General features: G+C 53.8%; 14 protein-coding genes. 7 read left to right on the forward strand and 7 right to left on the reverse strand.

Going from position 1 to position 20242, the window contains the following annotated elements; translation table 11 throughout:
• Positions 1-9: 9 nt before the first annotated feature.
• The 3 genes from BB497_07410 to BB497_07420 all read right to left on the reverse strand — a co-directional run bounded on the left by BB497_07410 (position 10) and on the right by BB497_07420 (position 4547).
• The gene (locus tag BB497_07410; protein AVI62539.1) at positions 10-1803 is read right to left on the reverse strand and encodes a diguanylate cyclase; all 1794 of its coding nucleotides are present in this window, start codon (positions 1801-1803) and stop codon (positions 10-12) included.
• 195 nt (positions 1804-1998) lie between these two features.
• The gene (locus BB497_07415) at positions 1999-3405 is read right to left on the reverse strand and encodes a glycerophosphodiester phosphodiesterase (GenBank protein ID AVI62540.1); all 1407 of its coding nucleotides are present in this window, start codon (positions 3403-3405) and stop codon (positions 1999-2001) included.
• Between the two features lie 134 nt (positions 3406-3539).
• The gene (locus BB497_07420; GenBank protein AVI62541.1) at positions 3540-4547 is read right to left on the reverse strand and encodes a threonine aldolase; all 1008 of its coding nucleotides are present in this window, start codon (positions 4545-4547) and stop codon (positions 3540-3542) included.
• A gap of 99 nt (positions 4548-4646) precedes the next feature.
• Between BB497_07420 and BB497_07425 the strand changes: the two genes are divergently transcribed.
• From BB497_07425 to BB497_07445, 5 genes are all read left to right on the forward strand, one after another.
• A complete protein-coding gene (locus BB497_07425; GenBank protein AVI62542.1) occupies positions 4647-5867 on the forward strand; it encodes an amino acid oxidase in 1221 nt (406 codons plus the stop codon).
• 64 nt (positions 5868-5931) lie between these two features.
• Positions 5932-6477 carry a spermidine acetyltransferase gene (locus BB497_07430; GenBank protein AVI62543.1) on the forward strand — a complete coding sequence of 182 codons (546 nt, stop codon included), beginning with the start codon at positions 5932-5934 and terminating at the stop codon, positions 6475-6477.
• An 855-nt stretch (positions 6478-7332) separates the two neighbouring features.
• On the forward strand, positions 7333-9045 hold the full coding sequence (locus tag BB497_07435; protein ID AVI62544.1) for a pyruvate dehydrogenase: 1713 nt from the start codon (positions 7333-7335) through the stop codon (positions 9043-9045).
• A gap of 76 nt (positions 9046-9121) precedes the next feature.
• Positions 9122-9913, forward strand: a complete 792-nt coding sequence (locus BB497_07440; protein ID AVI62545.1) for an alpha/beta hydrolase — start codon at positions 9122-9124, stop codon at positions 9911-9913.
• 18 nt (positions 9914-9931) lie between these two features.
• On the forward strand, positions 9932-10705 hold the full coding sequence (locus tag BB497_07445; GenBank protein ID AVI62546.1) for a metallo-dependent phosphatase: 774 nt from the start codon (positions 9932-9934) through the stop codon (positions 10703-10705).
• A gap of 43 nt (positions 10706-10748) precedes the next feature.
• Here BB497_07445 and BB497_07450 read toward each other — a convergent pair whose 3' ends face one another.
• On the reverse strand, positions 10749-11681 hold the full coding sequence (locus BB497_07450; GenBank protein AVI62547.1) for a cation transporter: 933 nt from the start codon (positions 11679-11681) through the stop codon (positions 10749-10751).
• 145 nt (positions 11682-11826) lie between these two features.
• Here BB497_07450 and BB497_07455 point away from each other — a divergent pair, with 145 nt between their 5' ends.
• Entirely contained in the window at positions 11827-12345 is a 519-nt protein-coding gene (locus BB497_07455; GenBank protein ID AVI62548.1) for an alanine acetyltransferase, read from the forward strand.
• A 95-nt stretch (positions 12346-12440) separates the two neighbouring features.
• Here the strand turns inward: BB497_07455 and BB497_07460 are convergent, their stop codons facing one another.
• Genes BB497_07460 through BB497_07470 form a run of 3 tightly spaced genes read right to left on the reverse strand, consistent with a single transcriptional unit; the run spans position 12441 to position 16725 of the window.
• On the reverse strand, positions 12441-12839 hold the full coding sequence (locus tag BB497_07460) for a nitrite reductase small subunit (GenBank protein ID AVI62549.1): 399 nt from the start codon (positions 12837-12839) through the stop codon (positions 12441-12443).
• A gap of 35 nt (positions 12840-12874) precedes the next feature.
• A complete protein-coding gene (locus tag BB497_07465) occupies positions 12875-15397 on the reverse strand; it encodes a nitrite reductase large subunit (GenBank protein AVI64296.1) in 2523 nt (840 codons plus the stop codon).
• Positions 15398-15429: 32 nt separating this feature from the next.
• A complete protein-coding gene (locus BB497_07470; GenBank protein AVI62550.1) occupies positions 15430-16725 on the reverse strand; it encodes a nitrite reductase in 1296 nt (431 codons plus the stop codon).
• A 759-nt stretch (positions 16726-17484) separates the two neighbouring features.
• Here BB497_07470 and BB497_07475 point away from each other — a divergent pair.
• Entirely contained in the window at positions 17485-20223 is a 2739-nt protein-coding gene (locus BB497_07475) for a nitrate reductase (GenBank protein ID AVI62551.1), read from the forward strand.
• Positions 20224-20242 lie beyond the last annotated feature (19 nt).

Consider the following 20242-nt stretch of genomic DNA (forward strand, 5'->3'; position numbering starts at 1 on the left):
CAGTGACCGTTACCCCGCAGAACCATAGCGGCAGCATGGTTGGCACGACTTTACCGCGTACATGTTGTGGTCGGCTTCGCGCATTAAACTTTCCAGCGTTGCATTCGCATCATAACTGGTACTCGTGCCGATACTGACCCCAATGCAGATCAATTTACCATCAGGAAGCTTGATAGGTTGTTGAATGGCCTGTTCGATACGGCAACGCAGTTCATCAATGGCTTTTGGGTCGCACAGCCCTTCAAAAAGAACCACAAACTCATCTCCCCCAAACCGCGCGCAGTGGTCATTATTTCGGGCTAAGTGTGCTAACCGTTTGGCTACTTGTTGAAGTACAAAGTCGCCTGCTTCGTGGCCATGCGCATCATTAATAGGCTTGAAGCGGTCCAGGTCACACATAAACAGGGAAAGCGGGGTATGTTGTTGGCGGCTGCGCTCTAGGGCTTGACTGGCGCAGCGGGCTAAGCCATTGCGGTTGAGCAAACCGGTAAGCATGTCGTGATTGGCTAAGCGTTCTAGTGCATAGGTACGCTCGGCTACTTTGGCTTCTAAGAGTGTTTCTTGATGTTTCAGCATGGCAACGGTTTCTGCTTGGGCTTGCTCTTTTTGCTTTTTAAGCTTGTTAAAACGCGCGGCGAGGGCAAAGGAGAGCAGCAGCATCTCCAGCGCTGAGCCGATTTGTATGCCGTGTAGCGTGATAAAATTAGCGGGCAGTAGGCCAAGGTTGCGCAGGGCAAAAACCGCCGCGCCGAGTAAAAATAGCGACCAAGCGAGTACAAATAAGCGGGCACTGGGCACCCGACGCCAACTGCAATAAATACCGCACGCAAGTATAAGTAGCGATGCCGTAAACCCGGTGATGTCCATTAAGCGGAGAGCGGGCTGGGTGGGCAAGAGCATCACGGCCATCAGCGCTAGCCAGCAGTATCCTCGAAAAAAAGAAAGTGTTCGGTGCCAGCGAGGGCAGTAGAGGGCAGTATTGAGAAAGCTTTGGGCAAATAGCGTGCCCATGGTGGAGGCAAAGGTAAATCCGATCGCTACTAAGCGCGCCGAGTTATCCCCTAAAAAACTCCAGAATATCAGCGTGCCGAGGCCGTTAAACGTCAATATTGCCAGCGTAAAGCCAAATGCAAAGAGCGCGTAGTAAAGAAACACCCGTTCTTTTAAACCAAAAAACAGCAGCAGGTTGTAAGTGCTGAGCGCTAACAGCATGCCAAAATAGGTCGCCAGCCAGAAATTATGACGGTCATTTTGTGCATAAAAAGCCTCGGGTGCCATTAAGGCATAGCTTAAAAACTTACTACCCGATGCGCTGACATGGGTGTAGAGCGTGACTTTTTCGCCTGCCTCTAGCGTTAGCGGAAAGACCGCTTGGCGGTGCTCCAAGGCTCGCGTGGATACCGGCAGTGCGCTACCGCTGTGTTGCGCTTCGCTAAGCTGACCCCGCAGCGTGTACAGCGTCACGTGATCCAGAAAGGGGTATTCAAACTGTACCAGCCACGAGGCCGCCTCGTCGGAGTCGTTATGTAGTTGAGTTCGTAACCAAATATCGCTTTGGGTGTAGCCGAAATTTAAATCGCGTTTAGTTTGGACTTCCTCAAACGCCGGGTTAAGCGCCAATAGCGCTGGCAAGCTAAGCCCTTGGGTATCGTGCCAATAGCTAGTGGCTGCGCCCAAGTCGTAGTGCTCTTGGACGGGAGGCGATAGCGTTAGAGTGCCCGCATTAGCCACAACGGGATAACACCATACCAATAGTATGAAGAGACCCGCCTGAAGGCGTGTCATCCAACCGAAAGCATGCATAGTGTTCCGCTATTTGATTTTTTTATTTCCCCGAACAGTGCTGATTAGGTTCCCTTGCCTACGCCGGGGTGCTGTTTACCGTTGTTTTGATGCTTTGCCAGTGGCGATTAAATCTTTAAAATAATGCAAATTGTAATTAAATAGTAAATTTTTGTTAAAAACAAGGTATGGCTGAGTTAAAAGGCGCTTGCTGTGTTAAGGGGCGCCCCGCTGCGAACAGTTATCAAAAAATGCCACCGTGGCAGGCCAGTCGGTAAAAATACCGCGTACACCAGCGTCATTAATCAGCGCATCAATCGTAATAAGTATATCGCCTTCTTGGCTGATAACATCTTGAGTGGTGTGGTGGTACCACTCGCTACCTTCCGCTAGCGGCCCTGAACGCTCCATTGTCCATGCAATCAGTAGTAATCCGGCATCGCGCGCTTCTTGCGCATAGCGTGAGGGCTGTAGCCGACGGGCATGGTCTTCACTGCTGGGAGCCGCCCCTTCTTCTGCCCGAGAGCCGCTTTCTGTGGGCGTAAAGTTAGGGTTGGGTTCAAGCAGCATCCACGTGGGTGGCGCGAGAATAGCGACCCCTAGTTCAACGAGTTCATCCATGCTGGGCTGCCAGCTAACGGGGTCGTTGTGATCAAAATGTTCGTCGCTGTAGCGGCCCTCTAAATACACCGCCTGGGCGCCAAAGGTAGGCGCGTTTTCAATCCAGTAGCGCACGTCTTCCAAGTTAAATGACTGGGGGTAGACGTCTTGTGGGTTGATACCCGCGGCTAAATACTCATCAATTAGTTTTTGCGCATACTCTTTCTGGGTAAAGTTTTGCTGAGTACCCCCCTCTTCGGAGTGGCCGGTATAAGGCATGTCCACCATGGGCGCTTTTAGCTCGGGCATCATTTTTACGCCCAATTGCTGGAAGAGAGCAATGCTGTCTGCGTGGCTCATTAAGGTGCCCCGGGTGGCGTATAAGTCGGTGCGCCAGGGGGGTGTGCCGGCCAGATAGGCTTCCAGAGTAGTGGCCTCGGTATTTACCCCTTCCATGGTGCCTTGTAACGTGCGGAACTCAGCCAGCGTAATATCGCTGGTACAGCAGCGAATGTCGGCAGCATTGGTAAGTTCACCCGTGGCCTCATCAAACGTGGGGGGAGTGCTGCACTGCTGGGCGAAGGCTGTTTCCACAATATTGGTGGTGTAGTGCAAATCACACTGGGAGTGGCGGCAGACCAGCTCCTCATCGGCAGTAAAGGTGACATCACACTCTAGAATGCCGGCGCCGCCTTGGGCGCCTGCCAGATAAGACTCAAGGGTATGTTCTGGAAACTGAAGCGGTGCCCCCCGGTGCCCAATGGTTAGGGGCGAGCGTTGCCACTGGGTTTGCTCGGCCGCACAGGCCAGCAGCTCGGATTTTAACCGGCGCTCATGGGCATTCCCGGTGCTCATATCATTAACGAGAAAGAGGGGCCTTGGCCCCAGGGTCACTTGCTGAGCCGCGTTAATCAGTGCGTCATCCCACGGGTAAGTAGTGTCCGACGGTTGCCCAAAGGCAACCGTCGCAAGGAGCAAGCCGCTCGTTAAAAGCAGAGCGGCAGGGCAGGAGGATGACGTCATTTACTAAGATCCCTTGTACGCAAAATACGCACTTAGAGTGTAGACGGCTTTTTCGCAGAGCCCCACGCTAATGAGGCGAAAGCGTGAGGCAGTTCAAACTTTTGACTGGCGGCTGTATTAGCATTTAAACGAAGCTACTGGCACTCGAAGTAGCGCTGCATGACCGCGATTACCTCATCAATATCTGCATCGCTTATATCGCGGTGGACAACAAGGCGCGTCGCGTAAAGTAGCTCAATGAGAATGCCGTGCTCTTTTAGCCACGTTGCCAGTGGCTGCACATGCGTATCGGGAAAGCGGACAAACACCATGTTAGTGGCCTGAGAGGTTACTTCAACCCCGGGAAGTGCCGAGAGCCCTTCTGCCAAGCGGGCCGCTCGGCGATGGTCGTGAACAAGATCGCTTACGTGGTGGTCCAGCGCATGCTGGCAAGCCGCAGCAATAATGCCTGATTGGCGCATGCCTCCGCCGACCATCTTACGTAATCGGCGTGCCTTATCAATCAGCCCTTGGGAGCCGACCAGGGCAGACCCCATCGGCGTGCCAAGCCCTTTAGAGAAGCACAGCGACACGCTATCAAACGGTTGGCAGAGCTGCTTCAACGAGCGTTCAGTTGCCACGACGGCATTAAATAGCCGGGCGCCATCTAGGTGCGTTGATAAACCATGTTGGCGAGCTAAATCAGTTGCCTGCTGTATATAGGCAGCGGGCAACACCTTGCCGCCGATGGTGTTTTCCAATGCCAATAACCGAGTGCGTGCAAAGTGGAAGTCATCTGCCTTTACTGCAGCGGAAATTTTTTCCAGGGGAAGGCTGCCATCTTCGTCGTTCTCAATCGGCTGTGGCTGAATGCTGCCTAACACCGCTGCTCCACCGCCTTCATACCGGTAGGTGTGGGCAGACTGCCCAACAATATACTCATCGCCCCGTTCGCAGTGGGCCATCAGCGCGACCAAATTGCTTTGGGTGCCGCTGGGAAACAGCAGTGCCGCCTCTTTACCTGCCTGCTGGGCAAGTGCCGCTTGAAAGGCATTGACGGTCGGGTCGTCACCCCATACATCATCTCCCAACGGGGCGGTCATCATGGCATCTAGCATGGCGGCCGTAGGACGGGTCACCGTATCGCTACGCAAATCGATCATCTACATTTCCTCGCCTGAACGCTTCGTTAACAGAGCAATGTGGCCGTAACCAACTATTGTTAACAGCATACTGTAGGACAACTCTGCATAGGTGATGAGATGGATCTTAAAAGTGGCTACCCGTTTTGGGCGGTAAAAAATGGGTTATTGACGGCGTTTCCACAATTAATCAGAGACCATGAATGCGAAGTGGTCATCATAGGAGGGGGGATAACCGGGGCGTTAATCGCTAATGAGCTAAGCCGCCATGGCCATCACGTTGTGGTGGTAGAGCGGCGTGAAGTAGGGTGGGGCAGTTCTGCGGCCAGCACTGCGTTGCTGCAGTACGAAATCGACACCCACATGGTGGATTTGGCTGAGCAGTATGGGGAGGCGAACGCAGTAATGGCGTACCAGGCCTGCGCCGACGCTATTCTGACGCTGGAAGGCTTAGCGGCAGAGTTGGGTAATGTGGCCTTTGAGCGCCATCATAGCCTCTATTATGCGAGCAATGAGGAGGACGTAGCCGCCCTGAAAGCGGAGCTGGCGTTACGCCAACAGCATGGGTTTGATGTTACGTGGCTTGAACGTCATGAGGTGCTGTCGACATATGGCTTCGAAGCTCCCGGCGCCATTTTATCCGAACTTGCTGCGAGCATAGACCCTTATCGAATGGCTTATCAGCTGTTTGAAAAGGTGGTGGCTCAGGGTGGCGAGGTGTATGACCGTACCCAAGTTGAGCGAATAGAACCCAGTGCACAGGGAGTTGAAATAATCCTTACTAACGGCGTCTCGCTACGCTGTCAGCAGGTCGTCATCGCCGCTGGGTACGAGTCGCAAAACTGGTTGCCAGAATCGGTGGCGGCTAATCGCAGCAGCTACGCATTCGTTACGGATCCATTACCCTATGAGGCGCTTGGCATACTTCGCCATACGCTGGTATGGGAGTCGGCAAGACCCTATTTATATATGCGCTCTACCCAGGATGGACGCCTGCTGGTAGGGGGCGATGACGACGAAGAAGATATTCCTGAACGCCGTGATGCGCGGGTGATAGAAAAAGCCCAAGGCTTAGCCGCAAAGATCGAAACGCTATGGCCAGCGCTGGATATCAACCCTACCTTTTGTTGGGCAGGTACGTTTGCGGAAACGAGTGATGGCCTGCCTTACTTTGGCCCCCATGCATCGCTTGGGCCAAGGGTGCATTTTGCACTCGCGTATGGCGGCAATGGCATTACCTATAGCGTAGTGGGGGCCAAGCTGTTGCGCGCGTTGATTGAAGGTAACGATCATCCACTGGCAGAACTTTATTCTTTTCAACGGCTAAAGCGTCAGCAGTGAACCTATCGCGCCATTAAGCGCCCAATAGCCGAGGTTTCAACATCGTTAATACGAGTAGTCAGCAATGAGTCATAAACTTTATTTACGTGCTCTGGAGCGTAACGACCTGCGTTTCGTGCATGAGCTGAATAATAACCAAAGTATTATGTCGTACTGGTTTGAAGAGCCTTACGAATCATTTGATGAGCTGGAAGAACTTTACAACAAGCATATCCACGACAACGCGGAGCGCCGTTTTGTAGCAGAAGACAGCAGCGGCCATGCGATTGGCTTGGTAGAGCTAATTGAAATTGACTATATCCATCGTAGCGCCGAGTTTCAGATCATCATTACCCCGGATCACCAGGGGAAAGGGTTTGCCCGCTCGCTTATCCGCCAAGCGCTGCACTACTCCTTTACCATCCTGAACTTACATAAGGTGTATCTCATTGTTGCGGTGGATAACATCAAAGCCATTCACCTCTACGAAGAGAGTGGGTTTATTGAAGAAGGGCACTTAGTTAAGGAGTTTTTCATCAACGGCAAGTATCGTGATGTAAAGCGAATGTATATCTTGCAAGATACTTACTTGGCTGAGCTTAATCCAGGGGAGGAGAGTCGTGGACGCTAGGAAAAATACGGCAAACTTTCAAACCTAACTAGGTAATAACTGGATAATAACCAGGTAATAAGTAGGTAACTCTGAGAGGGCTACTGCATCGGCTCGCTAGTGAGCTGATGCAGTTTGAACACTTACTGATGTGTGAGCCTATTGCTTACGCATATAAGCAGCAACAGCATCAAAGGCGGCGCGTTGTTGCTGAGCGCTTTGCGCCCAAACTTCCATGACATCTACTTCCAACGCCTGACTTTGGGTAACTGAGTGTTGCATGGCGAGCACTCCTAGTGCAGAGGTTAAGGGGATTTTTTAGTTATACACGGCTTACGTTGTGCTATGCAGCAAGTTAGCTGTAATGTCAGATATTAGGCGCTTTTCAGCCCCAGAGGTAGTCCAAAAGGTGTAAGCAATTAGCTATGAAGCGTAAGCTTTAGCTTACAAATAGATGTAAAAATCTCATACGTCATTGAATGGAAAAGATTTTCATAACATAAAGAAGCCGACGAGTAACGTCGGCTTGGGTAGTTATCTTTTCGTCTAAAGGGGTGTAAATGCGGTGAATACGACTAGTTTTAGCCAAAATAGATGGCTAACGCCTCATTAGCGGCTTTCTGCCATCTGGCTTGTAAGCCCCAAAAAGAGAGCACTTCACCGTCTCGCGCATAGGTTGCTAATGTAATCATCATTGGGGTCCTCCTTTAGGGACACCCCTGCAGTATAGTTCTTTCTTGCTGCATTGCAGCATTTGATTTCTTTGTTGCCATAACAGGGCAGCAAAGAAGTCGATCAGCAGCTAGGCTGTAGTGCTGTTATTGATATTATTTTTGACATTACTACTGCAAATATCCGTTGCGAAAGGAGTCGTCAATGAGCGCAAATGTTGCTGAAATCATGGTCGATACACTGCAAAAGGCAGGGGCAAAACGCTGTTATGGCATCGTGGGCGATACGCTTAACCACTTCACTGATGCGTTACAAAAAAGTGATATCGCTTGGGTAGGGGTTCGCCATGAAGAGGTCGGCGGCTTTGCCGCCGGCGGCGAAGCCTATATGACACAAGAGCTTGCGCTGTGCGCTGGTTCTTGTGGCCCGGGTAGTCTGCACTTCGTTAATGGGTTATTTGATGCGCATCGAAACGGCTCGCCAGTCGTGCTGATTGCTAGCCAAATATCGCTAGGGGAAGTGGGTAGCCAGTTTCCCCAGGAAGTAGACCAAGCGCCTATTTTTAAGCAGTACAGCGTGTTTTGCGAAACCATCGTTTCGCCAGAGCAGGCGCGTCGAATGACGGCGCATGCAGCTCAAGCTGCGCTTGCCAAGCGCGGCGTGGCGGTGCTCATAGTGCCAGGCGATGTGATGACGCAAACCCCTGAAAACCAGCTTGATTACCGCACCCATCAATTTAGCTACTCGTTGCGACCCAGTGCAGAGGCTTTGGTGCCAGCGGTCACCCAGCTTAATAAAGGCGGTAATATTACGATTTTTGCGGGATCAGGCTGTGAAGATGCCCGAGAGCAGGTAATCGCGCTTGCAGAAAAGCTACAGGCCCCCATCGCCTGGACATCCCGAGCAAAAGACTTCATCGAATACGATAACCCTTACCAAGTCGGTATGACGGGAGTTTATGGCCTGGAGGGTGGTTATCACGCGGTGGCAGAGTGCGACACGTTGCTTATGCTGGGCTGCAACTTTGCGTTTACCCAGTTCTACCCCGAACGCGCCTCTATTATTCAGATAGACCATGACCCCACGCAAATTGGCAAGCGCTACCCCGTTGATGTGGGCATCGTCGGCAGCATCCGTGATACCTGTGAAGCACTTTCCCAGGTAGTGGAAGCCAATGACCGGACGCGCTGGCTAGAGAAATGCCAAAAGCGTTATGCCAAGTCACTGGAGAAGTCGGCGAATAAGAGCCAGGACGCCGATGTGATTCATCCCCAGGAACTCACCCTGGCAATTGATCGCCATGCCGCTGAAAACGCTTTTTTCACCGCTGATACTGGCAGCGTCAATGTGTGGATGTTGCGCCACATTCGGTCGGCCGAACAGCGGCGGACGTTATCTAGTTTGCAACACGGCACCATGGCCAACGCCTACCCGCAAGCGCTAGGGATTCAGTTAGCGCACCCCGGACGCCAGGTAATTGCTATGTGTGGGGATGGAGGTTTATCGATGCTAATGGGGGATCTGCTTACCTTAGTACAGCAGCAAACCCCGCTTAAAATCGTGGTCTATAACAACAGCTCGCTGAGCTTTGTAGAGCTAGAGCAGAAGGTCGAAGGGTTGCTGGATGTTTACACGGAGCTAGAAAACCCTGATTTCGGTGAAGTAGCGCGTGCAATGGGTCTATGGGGGCAACGGGTAGAGCAGGAGAGTGAACTAGATGCGGCCATTCGCCAGTGGTTGGCACATCCAGGCCCTGCATTATTAGATGTGGTAGTTAACCCCATGGAACTTGTCATGCCGCCAAAGGTGGAAGCTGGACAAGTCGCCTCCACGGCGCTTTACTCCGCGAAAGCGGTGCTCAGCGGGCGGATGGATGAAGTGGTGCATTTAGTAAAGAGTAACTTCTTAAAACGCTAGAGAATCAGCACAGTACCTAGCATGGTATGTTGACTGCTGATCACTAATAACAACTGACTAGCTTAAGAGCCATGCCATGACGATAACCTTCCACGACCGCTGGATAGCCTCCCCCGGCGGTCGCTTATTTACTCGTACTTGGGAGCCGCAGCAGGCGTGTTGCGACACCCCCATTGTACTTTTTCATGACTCGCTGGGTTGCGTTGAGCTGTGGCGCAGCTTTCCCGCAGCGCTTTGCGCTGCTACCCAGCAGCGCGTGATTGCCTACGACCGGCTAGGCTATGGCCGCTCTGATCCATGTACGGCTCCCCCTTTGCACACGTTTATTGAGGATGAACCGACGACAAGCTTTGCGGCACTTTACGCTGCGTTTCAGCTTGAGCAATTTATCGCCCTTGGTCATAGCGTTGGCGGCGGCATGGCGGTGCACTGTGCCGGGCATTACGCTGAGCAGTGTACGGGGCTCATTACCATTGCGGCCCAGTCCATCAACGAGCGCCGCACCCGGCAGGGTATACAAGACGCCCAGGTCGCATTTGAAGCGCCAGAGCAGTTTACCAAGCTCGAAAAATACCATGGCGATAAAGCCCGCTGGGTGCTGCATGCCTGGACGGATATTTGGCTGCACCCAGCATTTGAAAGCTGGTCACTGAGGCCTGCATTGGAACAGGTCGACTGCCCCACGCTGGTTCTCCATGGTGAAAAAGATGAGTACGGCTCCCACCGGCAGCCCGAGCAAATAGCGCGCTATGTGCATGGCCCCGCACACTGCGAGATTCTGCCTGGTATTCATCATGTGCCTCACCGCGAAGCAGAGGCCCTCGTCGTTCATCTTGCCAGCCAGTTTATCAGCCGCGTGAAGTCATAAAGATAAGTGAGAATTTATATGCGCTTACGAATTTTGTCTGATCTTCATTTGGAGTTTTTTGATGGCCATCGTGAGCTGCCCGAGATAGAGGCGGACATCATCATTCTGGCCGGAGATATTCACCGGAAAACGGAAGGGCTGGCCTGGGCAAGGCAGCAGTTTCCGATGCTACCTATTTTATACGTGCCGGGAAATCATGAGTTTTACGGCACCTGCATGCCCCAGCTGCGTGAAGAGTTAGCCCTTGAAGCTGCGCGCTATCAGATTGAATTACTGGATAACCGAGCCATCACCCTGGGCGGGGTACGTTTTTATGGCACCACGCTTTGGACCGATTTTGCGCTATATGTGGACGACCCAACGCGGAACCCGCAAGATACCGAAGCAAAAGCAATGCGTTACATGCCCGACTTTCGCATTGTCACCACGGCTCCTGGGCAGCCCTTTACGCCCCAGGCCAGTCGGGAACTACACATAGAGGCGCTCAACTGGTTAAGCCGTGAACTCGCGAAACCTTTTGATGGCCCCAAAGTAGTCATTAGCCACCACGCACCGTTACATAGCTGCATTCCTGACCAGTATCTTGGCGATGCGCTTTCTCCCGCCTTTGCTTCGCACTTGCCGCAATTGATGGGGAAAATGGATCTATGGGTACATGGTCATGTCCATGAGCCGGTCGACCGTCTGCATAACGGTACCCGTGTTATTGCTAATCCGGGCGGTTATCCTTATGAGTTCAGTCCCTCACTATTCCGCGATGACCTGGTAGTCGACCTAGAAGTTGGGCGTTAGGCACCTTCGGGTGCCTATTGGCGTATGGCGTCGCGTAAAACGCTTATGCTTTTTTAACCAACAGCCCACAGGAGGGCGCTGCCCATCGGGTATCGGCGGTAAACACCACGTCACATACTACCGGCGAATGTTCGCGGCGCACCTCTTCATCAATGCGCTGACGCAGCCTGTCTTGGTTAGTCAGTAATGCTTCTGAGAGGTCTTTGGATAAGACTACATGCACAATCACATAGAGAAGCCGGCCTGGGCGAACCATGCGTACTCGTACTTCATGGGTGTCTATGTCGGCTAGCGCACGGGCGACTGCTTGGCGTATGGGTACCGCAATCGCCTCTTCAGGCGCCTTGTTAAGCAACTCCCGCAGCGCTTGGGATGCCATGCGTACCGGCACACCTAGGCAGAGTACCACCACCGCAATCACAAGCACTGAGTCCACATAGGGCAGAATAACCTGCCACCCTATGCGCTCAAACAGCATGACGAGGCAGAATGCTGCGAGTACGGCGGCAGAGATGACGCTATTCACTATCCAGTTGAGTTTGTCAGCGCTGACCAGCGGGCTTCGAACATGGCGCTGACTGCGGTGCATTACCCATGCCGTCAGTGAGCAAGCTGCCGTGGCGAATAGCGCGTAGACGACGGCGACCCCCGGTGAAATTGCCCGCCCGCCAGTTAGCAGGGCAGCCACTGCATCGACCAACGCAAAAATAGATACGCCTAAAATTAACAGCCCTTTGCAAAGGTTAACTAATGACTCAAAGTAGCTGTAACCAAACGGGTAAGCGTCACTGTCCGGAAGGTTAGCTAACTTGCTTACCTTAATAGTCACCAGTGCGACGCTAAAATAGATAAGGTTGAAAAGCCCATCCAGCAGGATCGCTTGGGAGTTAGAAAGTAGCGTTCCCGCAATGCCAGCGCTACCAATCAATAGCGCCATAAATGCGGAGAAGGCTAAAGTGTTCGATTCAGTCTTCATGAACGTTATGGCTCCAGTGCCTGCTTGACTAAGAGGCTGGCAAGCATAGCAATATCACTGCGCGCAATGTCAGCGTTTTGTTGATCTTTTGTTCACAGAAATAGCCTTTAGCCACCTGCTTTGCACCCCAGGGAGAGACGTGCTTATGCGCCATGCTAACGATTTGACCTTCAAACTCATCACCCCAGAAGATGCTGCCGAACTGTTGGTATTTGAAACCCAAGAGCGTGAGTGGTTCGAGCAGTACATCGAAGCGCGCCCTCAGAGTTTTTATACTCCGCAAGGCACTACTCAGCACATCATTGAGTGCCTGGCGCTAAACGCCCAACGTCGAATGAGCCCGCTGCTGATTCGTAAAAGAGGCACTATTGTAGGGCGCGCCAATTTACGCGATATGCAAAACGGCCAAGGCAAAGTGGGCTATCGCATTGGCGAGCAAGCGTGCGGCCACGGAATTGCCCAACGCGCATTACACTTCTTGATCAATGAAGCACGCAGTGTTTACCGGCTGGATACGCTCTCGGCGATTGTTTCAGTGGATAACGGTGCTTCCAGGCGGGTACTGGAAAAAGTCGGATTTGAGGCGGGAGAAAAGCTGCCTGATTATTCATTAGTGGCGGGGCTAAGGCTTGATAGCGTGCTTTATAAAAAGGACATAAGTTGACTAATCGGCCTCTTCCCAAGTAATCAGTAGACTTAAAACGCCACCCGATGGGGCGGCGTTTACGCTTGATCAGCCATTAATCACTGAATCGAGAATCAGCCCTCAACCCACACCTCATCACCTTTAAACTCGATCTTCCAAGTACGCAGTTTGACCTCTTCATCTTCTAAACACTGGCCATCTTCAAGCCGAAAGTGCTGTTTGTAGAGGGGCGAGGCGACGACCGCTGAGCCTTCAAGATCGCCGACGATGCCTCGGGCGATGACGTTGGCGTTAGAAAAAGGGTCAAAGTGGTCAAGTGCAAAAAGCTCATTTGCCGCCTCTTGTCCTGGCAAGTAGAAGATTGCTACTTGGGCTGCGCCTTCGGCGGTTTCAAGCCAGGCGGCAACGCCTGAGAACTCCACCAAGTCAGCTTTAGTACAGACCTTTTGCCACGCCTGGCTGTTTTGAATATCCACCCTATCCCTCTCTTTTTTCAGTGCCGTTGCGGTCATGGGTTGCCTCATTTTTATTCAGTGAAAAGAGCCGCTTAAGCGGGGCGTAGCTGGCCGCGCTCAGAGGTCATAATGATTGATGGGTCCGGGCGGTCGTCATTAACGAAGCTGCGGAAGCGCTTGAGCTTCTCCGGGTCGCTGATGGCATCGGCCCATTCGCACTGGTAGGTATCCACCACGGTTTGCATCTGGCGCTCTAGCTCGTCGTTGATGCCTAGGCGGTCGTCCAGTATCACCTCTTTGAGGTAGTCCAGACCGCCGTCGAGGTTTTCGCGCCACACTGAGGTGCGCTGCAAGCGGTCGGCGGTACGCACATAGAACATTAAGAAACGGTCAATGGTGCGGTAGAGCTGCTCGTCGTCAAGATCGGTGGCGAACAGGTCGGCGTGGCGGGGGCGCATGCCACCGTTACCACACACGTAGAGATTCCAGCCATTTTCGGTGGCGATAATCCCGATATCTTTACTCTGCGCCTCGGCGCACTCGCGGGTGCAGCCGGATACGCCGAACTTTATTTTGTGGGGTGAGCGCAGGCCCTTGTAGCGGTTCTCCAGTTGAATCGCCATGCCGACGCTGTCCTGAACGCCGTAGCGGCACCAGGTGCTGCCCACGCAGGATTTAACCGTACGCAGCGATTTACCGTAGGCGTGGCCGGTCTCAAAGCCTGCGGCAATCAGCTCACTCCAGATATCTGGCAGGTCTTCCAGGCGGGCACCAAACAGGTCGATGCGCTGGCCGCCGGTCACTTTGGAGTAGAGGCTATATTTTTTGGCCACTTCACCTAGCGCGATTAGCTTGTCTGGGGTTATTTCACCACCCGCCACGCGCGGAACAACCGAGTAGGTGCCGTTCTTCTGCATGTTGGCCATGAAGGTGTCGTTGGTGTCTTGTAGCGGAATATGCGCTGCGTCGGTGATCGGCTCGTTAAAGCAGGAGGCTAGAATAGACGCCACGGCGGGTTTACAGATATCGCAGCCCAGGCAGTGGGTGTCCTGATTGCCATGCTTTTCGATTAATTCGCTAAAGGTTTTAATACCTTCCACGCGCACAATGTCGTAAAGCTCTTGGCGGGTATGGGAGAAGTGTTCGCAAATCGATTTATCGACGTCAACGCCGCGCGCTTCCAGCTCGTAATCGACCACACTTTTGAGCAGCGCGGTACAGCCGCCGCAGCCGGTGCTGGCTTTGGTGGCGCCCTTTACACCGGCTAGGTCCACTGCACCGTCATCAATGGTGGCGCAAATATCGCCTTTAGAGACGTTGTGGCAGGAGCAAATCATCGCTGTTTCTGGCAATGCACCGGGGCCAAGCGTGGGTGCGGCTCCGCTGCTTTGCGGCAGAATCAGTGAGGCGGGTTCGTCGGGCAGTTCGATGCCGTTAGAGTAGTACTGTAGCAGGGTGTCATAAACGCTGTTGTTGCCTACCATCATCGCACCGAGCAGTTTTTTACCGTCGCTAGAAACCACGAGCTTGCGGTACTCCTGCTTGATGGGGTCTAAATAACGAAACATGCGTGCGCCAGGGGTCTGGTTGCCGTGGGCATCACCAATCGAACCCACATCTACGCCCAGCAGCTTAAGCTTGGTGCTCATATCCGCACCACTAAAGCGGGCGTCACCGCCGGTTAATGTGGAGAGCGCTGTTTTAGCCATTTGGTAGCCGGGCGCCACCAGGCCAAAAATGCTTTGGTTCCATAGCGCGACTTCGCCAATGGCAAGGATGGCTGGATCACTGGTAAGGCAATGATCATCCACCACGATGCCGCCACGCTCACCAAGTTCCAGGCCACACGCTCGGGCGAGCTGGTCGCGGGGACGAATACCGGCAGAGAATACAATCAGGTCGGTCTCCAGCACTTTTTCGTCTTGGAAGACCATGCGGTGGAGACTGTTATCGCCGTCTTCGATGCGTTGAGTCGCGCGCTCGGTAAGGACCTGCACGCCGAGTGACTCGATTTTTTCGCGCAGCAGCTCGCCACCTTCGCTGTCTACCTGCATCGGCATTAAGCGGGAGGCAAACTCGACGACGGCGGTATCTAGATTTAAGCCGCGCAGGGCGTTTGCTGCTTCCAAACCCAGTAGGCCACCGCCCACCACTACGCCATTAGTGGCATTTTCGGCGGCGGCTCGAATGGCATCTAAGTCATCTAGGGTGCGATATACCAAGCATCCCTCACGGTCGTTGCCGGGAATCGGTGGCACAAAAGGGAAGGAGCCGGTCGCCAGGACTAAGCGGTCATAGGCGTAGCGGCCTTGATCGGTAACGACTTCCTGAGCGTTACGGTCAATCTCGATCACGGCTTCGCCACTGCGTAGCTCCACGCCGCTGGTAGCGTAGTAATCCGCCTCGCATAGCGCTAGCGATTCGGCGTCGCGCCCGCTGAAATACTCAGATAGATGTACGCGGTCGTAGGCGCGATGCCGCTCTTCACCAAACACCGTCACTTGGTAGCGCTCAAGACCACCGTTATCGACTAGCTGCTCGACCAGATGGTGGCCGACCATGCCGTTACCGATAATGATGAGCTGTTCGGGAGTTGTCGTGTTTTTGGTAGACATGCTCTTCATAGACATGCTCTTCATAGACATAGTTATGCCGCCTCTGACGTCGATAAATGAGGTGTATCGTTTTGATGATCTTTGAGCGCCTTTACATCAGCCGCACCAAACAACAGTGCTTGGCGGCAGTCGTTAAGGTTATTGCTCGCGAGCGCCTGCTCGAAATACCAAGGGCCTTGGCGGGTATCGCCGTAGAGCACAGCGCCTTCAATCCGTCCGTCGCGCAGCAGCAGGCGACGGTAGTCGCCACGCTCAATGTCGTGGTAACTCAATACGTCATGCTCGTCGCTAGCCTCGGTAGGGCCAAAGGCGTAGAGCGCCACACCGCTGACTTTGAGTTTGGTCGCGCTGGGGGTGTCTGTGTAGCCTTGGATAGCGGTGCCACATAGCGTGGCGGCAAGCACTTCTACCTGTTGCCAAATCGGTTCTACCAAGCCGTAAGTAGTGCCATCAAACTGGCAGCACTCGCCTAGCGCATAAATTGCGGGGTCGCTGGTGGTTAGCCACTGATCCACCACAATAGCCCGCAGGGTGGTCAGGCCTGCCTGGTGGCCTAGCTCGATATTGGGGGTAATGCCAGCGGCAATAATCACGCTGGTGGCGTGTAACTGTCGGCCATCGGCAAGGTGTACCTTAGCAACCCGGCCCTGTGCGTCGCCTTCTAGCCGTGCTAACTGAGCACCGGTAATGATCGTTAAACCGCGCTGAGTCAGTTCGTCTTTAAGTAGGTGCGCTGCGGTAACATCCAGCTGCCGGTTCATCAGCCGCTCGCTGCGTTGGAGCACGCTCACTTTGATATCATTGCCGCGTTTACGCAGCCCTTCAGCGGCCTCCAGGCCCAGCAAGCCGCCGCCAATCACAAGGGTGTCACCGCCGCGCTGGGCAATATCGGTCAGCGCGTCAGCATCTTGCAAATCGCGAAAGCCGTGCACCCCCGCAAGCTCAATACCCGGAACGTCGGGCAGTGTCGGGCGCGAGCCGGTGGCAATTACCAGGCGGTCATAATCAAGCGACCGCCCGTTATCGGTGATCAATGTCTGGCGTGAGCGATCAAGTGTCTCGACCTTTTCACCGAGTATTAGCGTGACACCCTGTTCGGCATACCATGTGGCATCGCGCAGCGTCAGCGCATCCTGCTGCACTTCACCGGCCAGTAGTGGAGAGAGCAGGATGCGGTTATAAGCAGGCGCTGACTCGGCGCCAATCACTGTGATGCGCTGGGGACGCTTGGGCTGTTTGACCAAGGCCTCAATCAAGCGATGGCTTGCCATGCCGTTGCCAATTATTACTAGATGGTCGCTGGGTGAGCACCGTGAAGTAGTTTCCATGGGGGCTCCTCTGTGTCTTTGCGGCTGCTTGAGCACCAAACAAAAAAAACGCCCCTGTCGTGCACCTCTTTGCATAGAACTGCAAAAAGAGTGCGCGTCAGGGGCGTCGTTGCCCGATAGCGTCGTTTTAAATCCGTTTTCAAACACAGGGCAGCCGCCATTGGCCGCCAAGTACTTAAAAATCTTACGCTTTATCAAGCAAGGAGCGAGCCAGCTGGCCATTAATGTTTATTTGTTCAACACTGTCAGTTAGTTAAGTTGTTGGTACGGGGCAGTGGTAGCGCGGATATTTGGACAGGGTGCACAGCGATGGTGCGAAAAAGGGCGGTGCATGCACTCTTGGGCACCACTTTGTCTTGCTCTGAGAGCCAAGTAGTGGCTTTCGATGTTATTTCTATTTTTATAAGTATTTGTATTTATTTAATAATTTTTAAAATTATAGCTTTGGGTCTTTATTTTGCAGTTACCTAACCCACAAGACAGTTAATAAGTAATAGGTACTCATTATTTGGCGATGGCAGCGAGCAATTCCAAAGCCGCAAGAAAAATAAGTAGCCGTTAGAAAATGTGTAGCTGTTAGAAATTTTCAGTTGTAAAAAAATAGTCTGCACCACTGAAGGTGCGCTGTGGCAACGACGTCCAGCCCTCTTCTCTAATGCGTTTGTATCGCGCTTTAGGGAAAGGGACTGGGCGTTTTTTTATGTCCGGCATTTAAACACCTGTTTAAGACAGCGTTCAGGTACGACCCGAGGAGGTGTTATGCGAGGGGCAAAAGCAGGGCAGCAGTCCAAAACAACCTGCCCATACTGCGGCGTCGGTTGTGGCGTGAAGGCGGCGGTTGAAGCGGGCACGCTGAGCGCTGTAGAAGGCGACCGCGAGCATCCGGCAAACTTTGGGCGTCTATGTGTCAAAGGTTCTGCGCTACACGAAACCTTAGGACACCATGGGCGGCTGACTCGCCCTAGTGTCGATGGCGTGGAGGTCTCATGGGACGCCGCGTTGAGCGCCACCGCTAACCGCTTAAATACCCTGCGGGACGAGTATGGAGCCCAAACGGTTGCCGCTTATCTATCGGGCCAACTGCTGACAGAAGATTACTACGTGGCCAATAAACTGTTTAAAGGCTTTTTGGGTACGCCTCATTTGGATACCAATTCTCGGCTCTGCATGGCCTCGGCGGTAGTTGGCTACAAGCGTGCCTTTGGTGCGGATGCGGTGCCGTGTAACTACGAAGACCTGGAAGAGGCGGAGCTGGTGGTGCTGGTGGGTTCTAACTTGGCCTGGAATCACCCGGTGCTTTATCAGCGTTTGAAGGTAGCCAAAGAGCGCAACCCGTTGATGCGCGTGGTGGTAATTGACCCCCGCGTCACCGATAGCTGCGAGATTGCCGACCTCTATCTAGGGATTCAGCCGGGTAGCGATGCTTATCTTTTTAATGGCCTGCTGGCGTGGATGGCCCAACATCAAAAGCTCGATACGCTCTATTTGGAGCGCCACACCGAAGGCTTGGAAGAGGCGCTGAAAGCCGCGCAGCAAACAGCGGGATCGGTAGCGGAGGTAGCGGTTGCCTGTGATGTCGACCCCGAGCGTCTGGAAACCTTCTACTACTGGTTTGCCAGCCAGCTGCATGTGGTCACGCTCTACTCGCAGGGGATTAATCAATCCGCCAGCGGTACCGATAAGTGCAATGCGATTATTAACTGCCACCTGGCCGGGGGGAAGATTGGCTTGCCGGGGGCAGGGCCGTTTTCGATGACGGGCCAGCCTAATGCCATGGGTGGCCGCGAAGTGGGTGGGCTGGCTAACCAGCTAGCAGCGCACATGGATTACCACACTCCCGGTGCGCTCGACCTTGTTAGCCGCTTCTGGACGACTGATAGCCTGACACCTTGCTTGCCGGATAGCCCGGGCTATAAAGCAGTAGAGCTTTTTGAAGCTATTGAGCGGGGTGAGATAAAAGCGCTCTGGGTGATGGCCACCAATCCCGCCATCAGCCTGCCTGGTGCAGCGCGAGTTCGGGCCGCACTAAAAAAGTGCCCGCTAGTGATCGTTTCCGAATGCGCCGCCCACACCGACTTACTGCCTTATGCGGATATTGTGCTACCCGCCTCGGGCTGGTCAGAGAAAGACGGTACCGTGACCAATTCCGAACGGTACCGTCTTTCTCGCCAGCGGGGCATGCTGCCACCCCCCGGTGAGGCGCAGCACGACTGGTGGATAATGTGTGAGGTGGCGAAACGCTTAGGGTTTGCTGAGGCGTTTAACTACACGCATCCCTGGGAAATCTTCGACGAGCACGCCCGTCTGTCAGGGTTCGAAAATGAAGCCTCTTCAAAAGGTTCAAAGCGGCTGTTTGATATATCGGGTTTGATTGGCCTGGGTAGGGAAGGCTACGACGCTTTAGCACCCATTCAGTGGCCGGTCACAAAGGCGGCTCCCCATGGGACGGCACGCCTGTTTGCAGACGGCGAGTTTGCTACGGCGAATGGCCGTGCCAAGTTACTCGCCATACGGCCACAGGGGCCTAAGCAAGCGCTCAGTGCTGCCTACCCGCTGCGCGTGAACACCGGACGAATTCGCGATCAATGGCACACCATGACACGCACAGCCCGTTCGCCACGCCTGATGAATCACCGTACGGAGCCCTTTATAGAAGTGCATCCTGACGATGCGCGCAGCGCTGGTGTGGTTGACCAAGAGCTTGCGGTGTTAACCGCGGCGAAGGGTGAGTTCATTGGTCGTGTCCGGGTATCGAGCGCCCAGCGCCGCGGCGACGTGTTTGTGCCTATCCACTGGACTGACTGCTTCACCAAACAAGCCAGAAGTAGTGCGTTGATTGATAGCATCACCGACCTACTTTCCGGCCAGCCGGAAGCGAAGCATGGCGCTGTAGCATTGGCAGCGCTACCCACCGATTGGCAAGCCACCCTGATCGTCGCCGATGGCCTGAGCGATGCGTCGCCCTGGTGTGAAAGTGCCTACTGGGCCCGTACGCCGATGCGCGGTTGCCAGCGTTGGCAGCTTGCCAACACCCAACCGATTAATGACTGGCTAGCACAGATAAACGCGTGGATGCCGAGGCCGCTCTCTGTGATGAGTCAAGATCCTGCTAACGGACGATTGCGCGCCGTTGGCGTAGAAAAGGGTCAGCTTTGCTGGTGGCTAATGGTAGGCCCCCCTAAAGAGCTACCTGGATTGGCATGGTTGGAAGCCCGGTTTAATGACACGTCCTTAAGCGACACCCATCGCCGCCGTTTATTGGCAGGTTGTGATGACGGCGCTGCGGAAACCGGCCCGGTCATTTGTAGCTGCCATCAAGTGGGCCAAACCACCATCGTAAAGGCTATTCGCGAGGGCGATGTCAGCGTGGAAGCGCTGGGCGCAAGGCTTGCTTGCGGTACCCAGTGCGGCAGCTGTATTCCCGAATTGAAATCACTTATTGAAGAGGAGCGGCCCAGTGCGCGCGCTAAGCAATCCCCTAATTCTGAAGTGGCTTAACGCCTTTATGCGTTTTCGC

Source organism: Halomonas sp. GFAJ-1 (assembly GCA_002966495.1).
GTDB lineage: Bacteria > Pseudomonadota > Gammaproteobacteria > Pseudomonadales > Halomonadaceae > Vreelandella.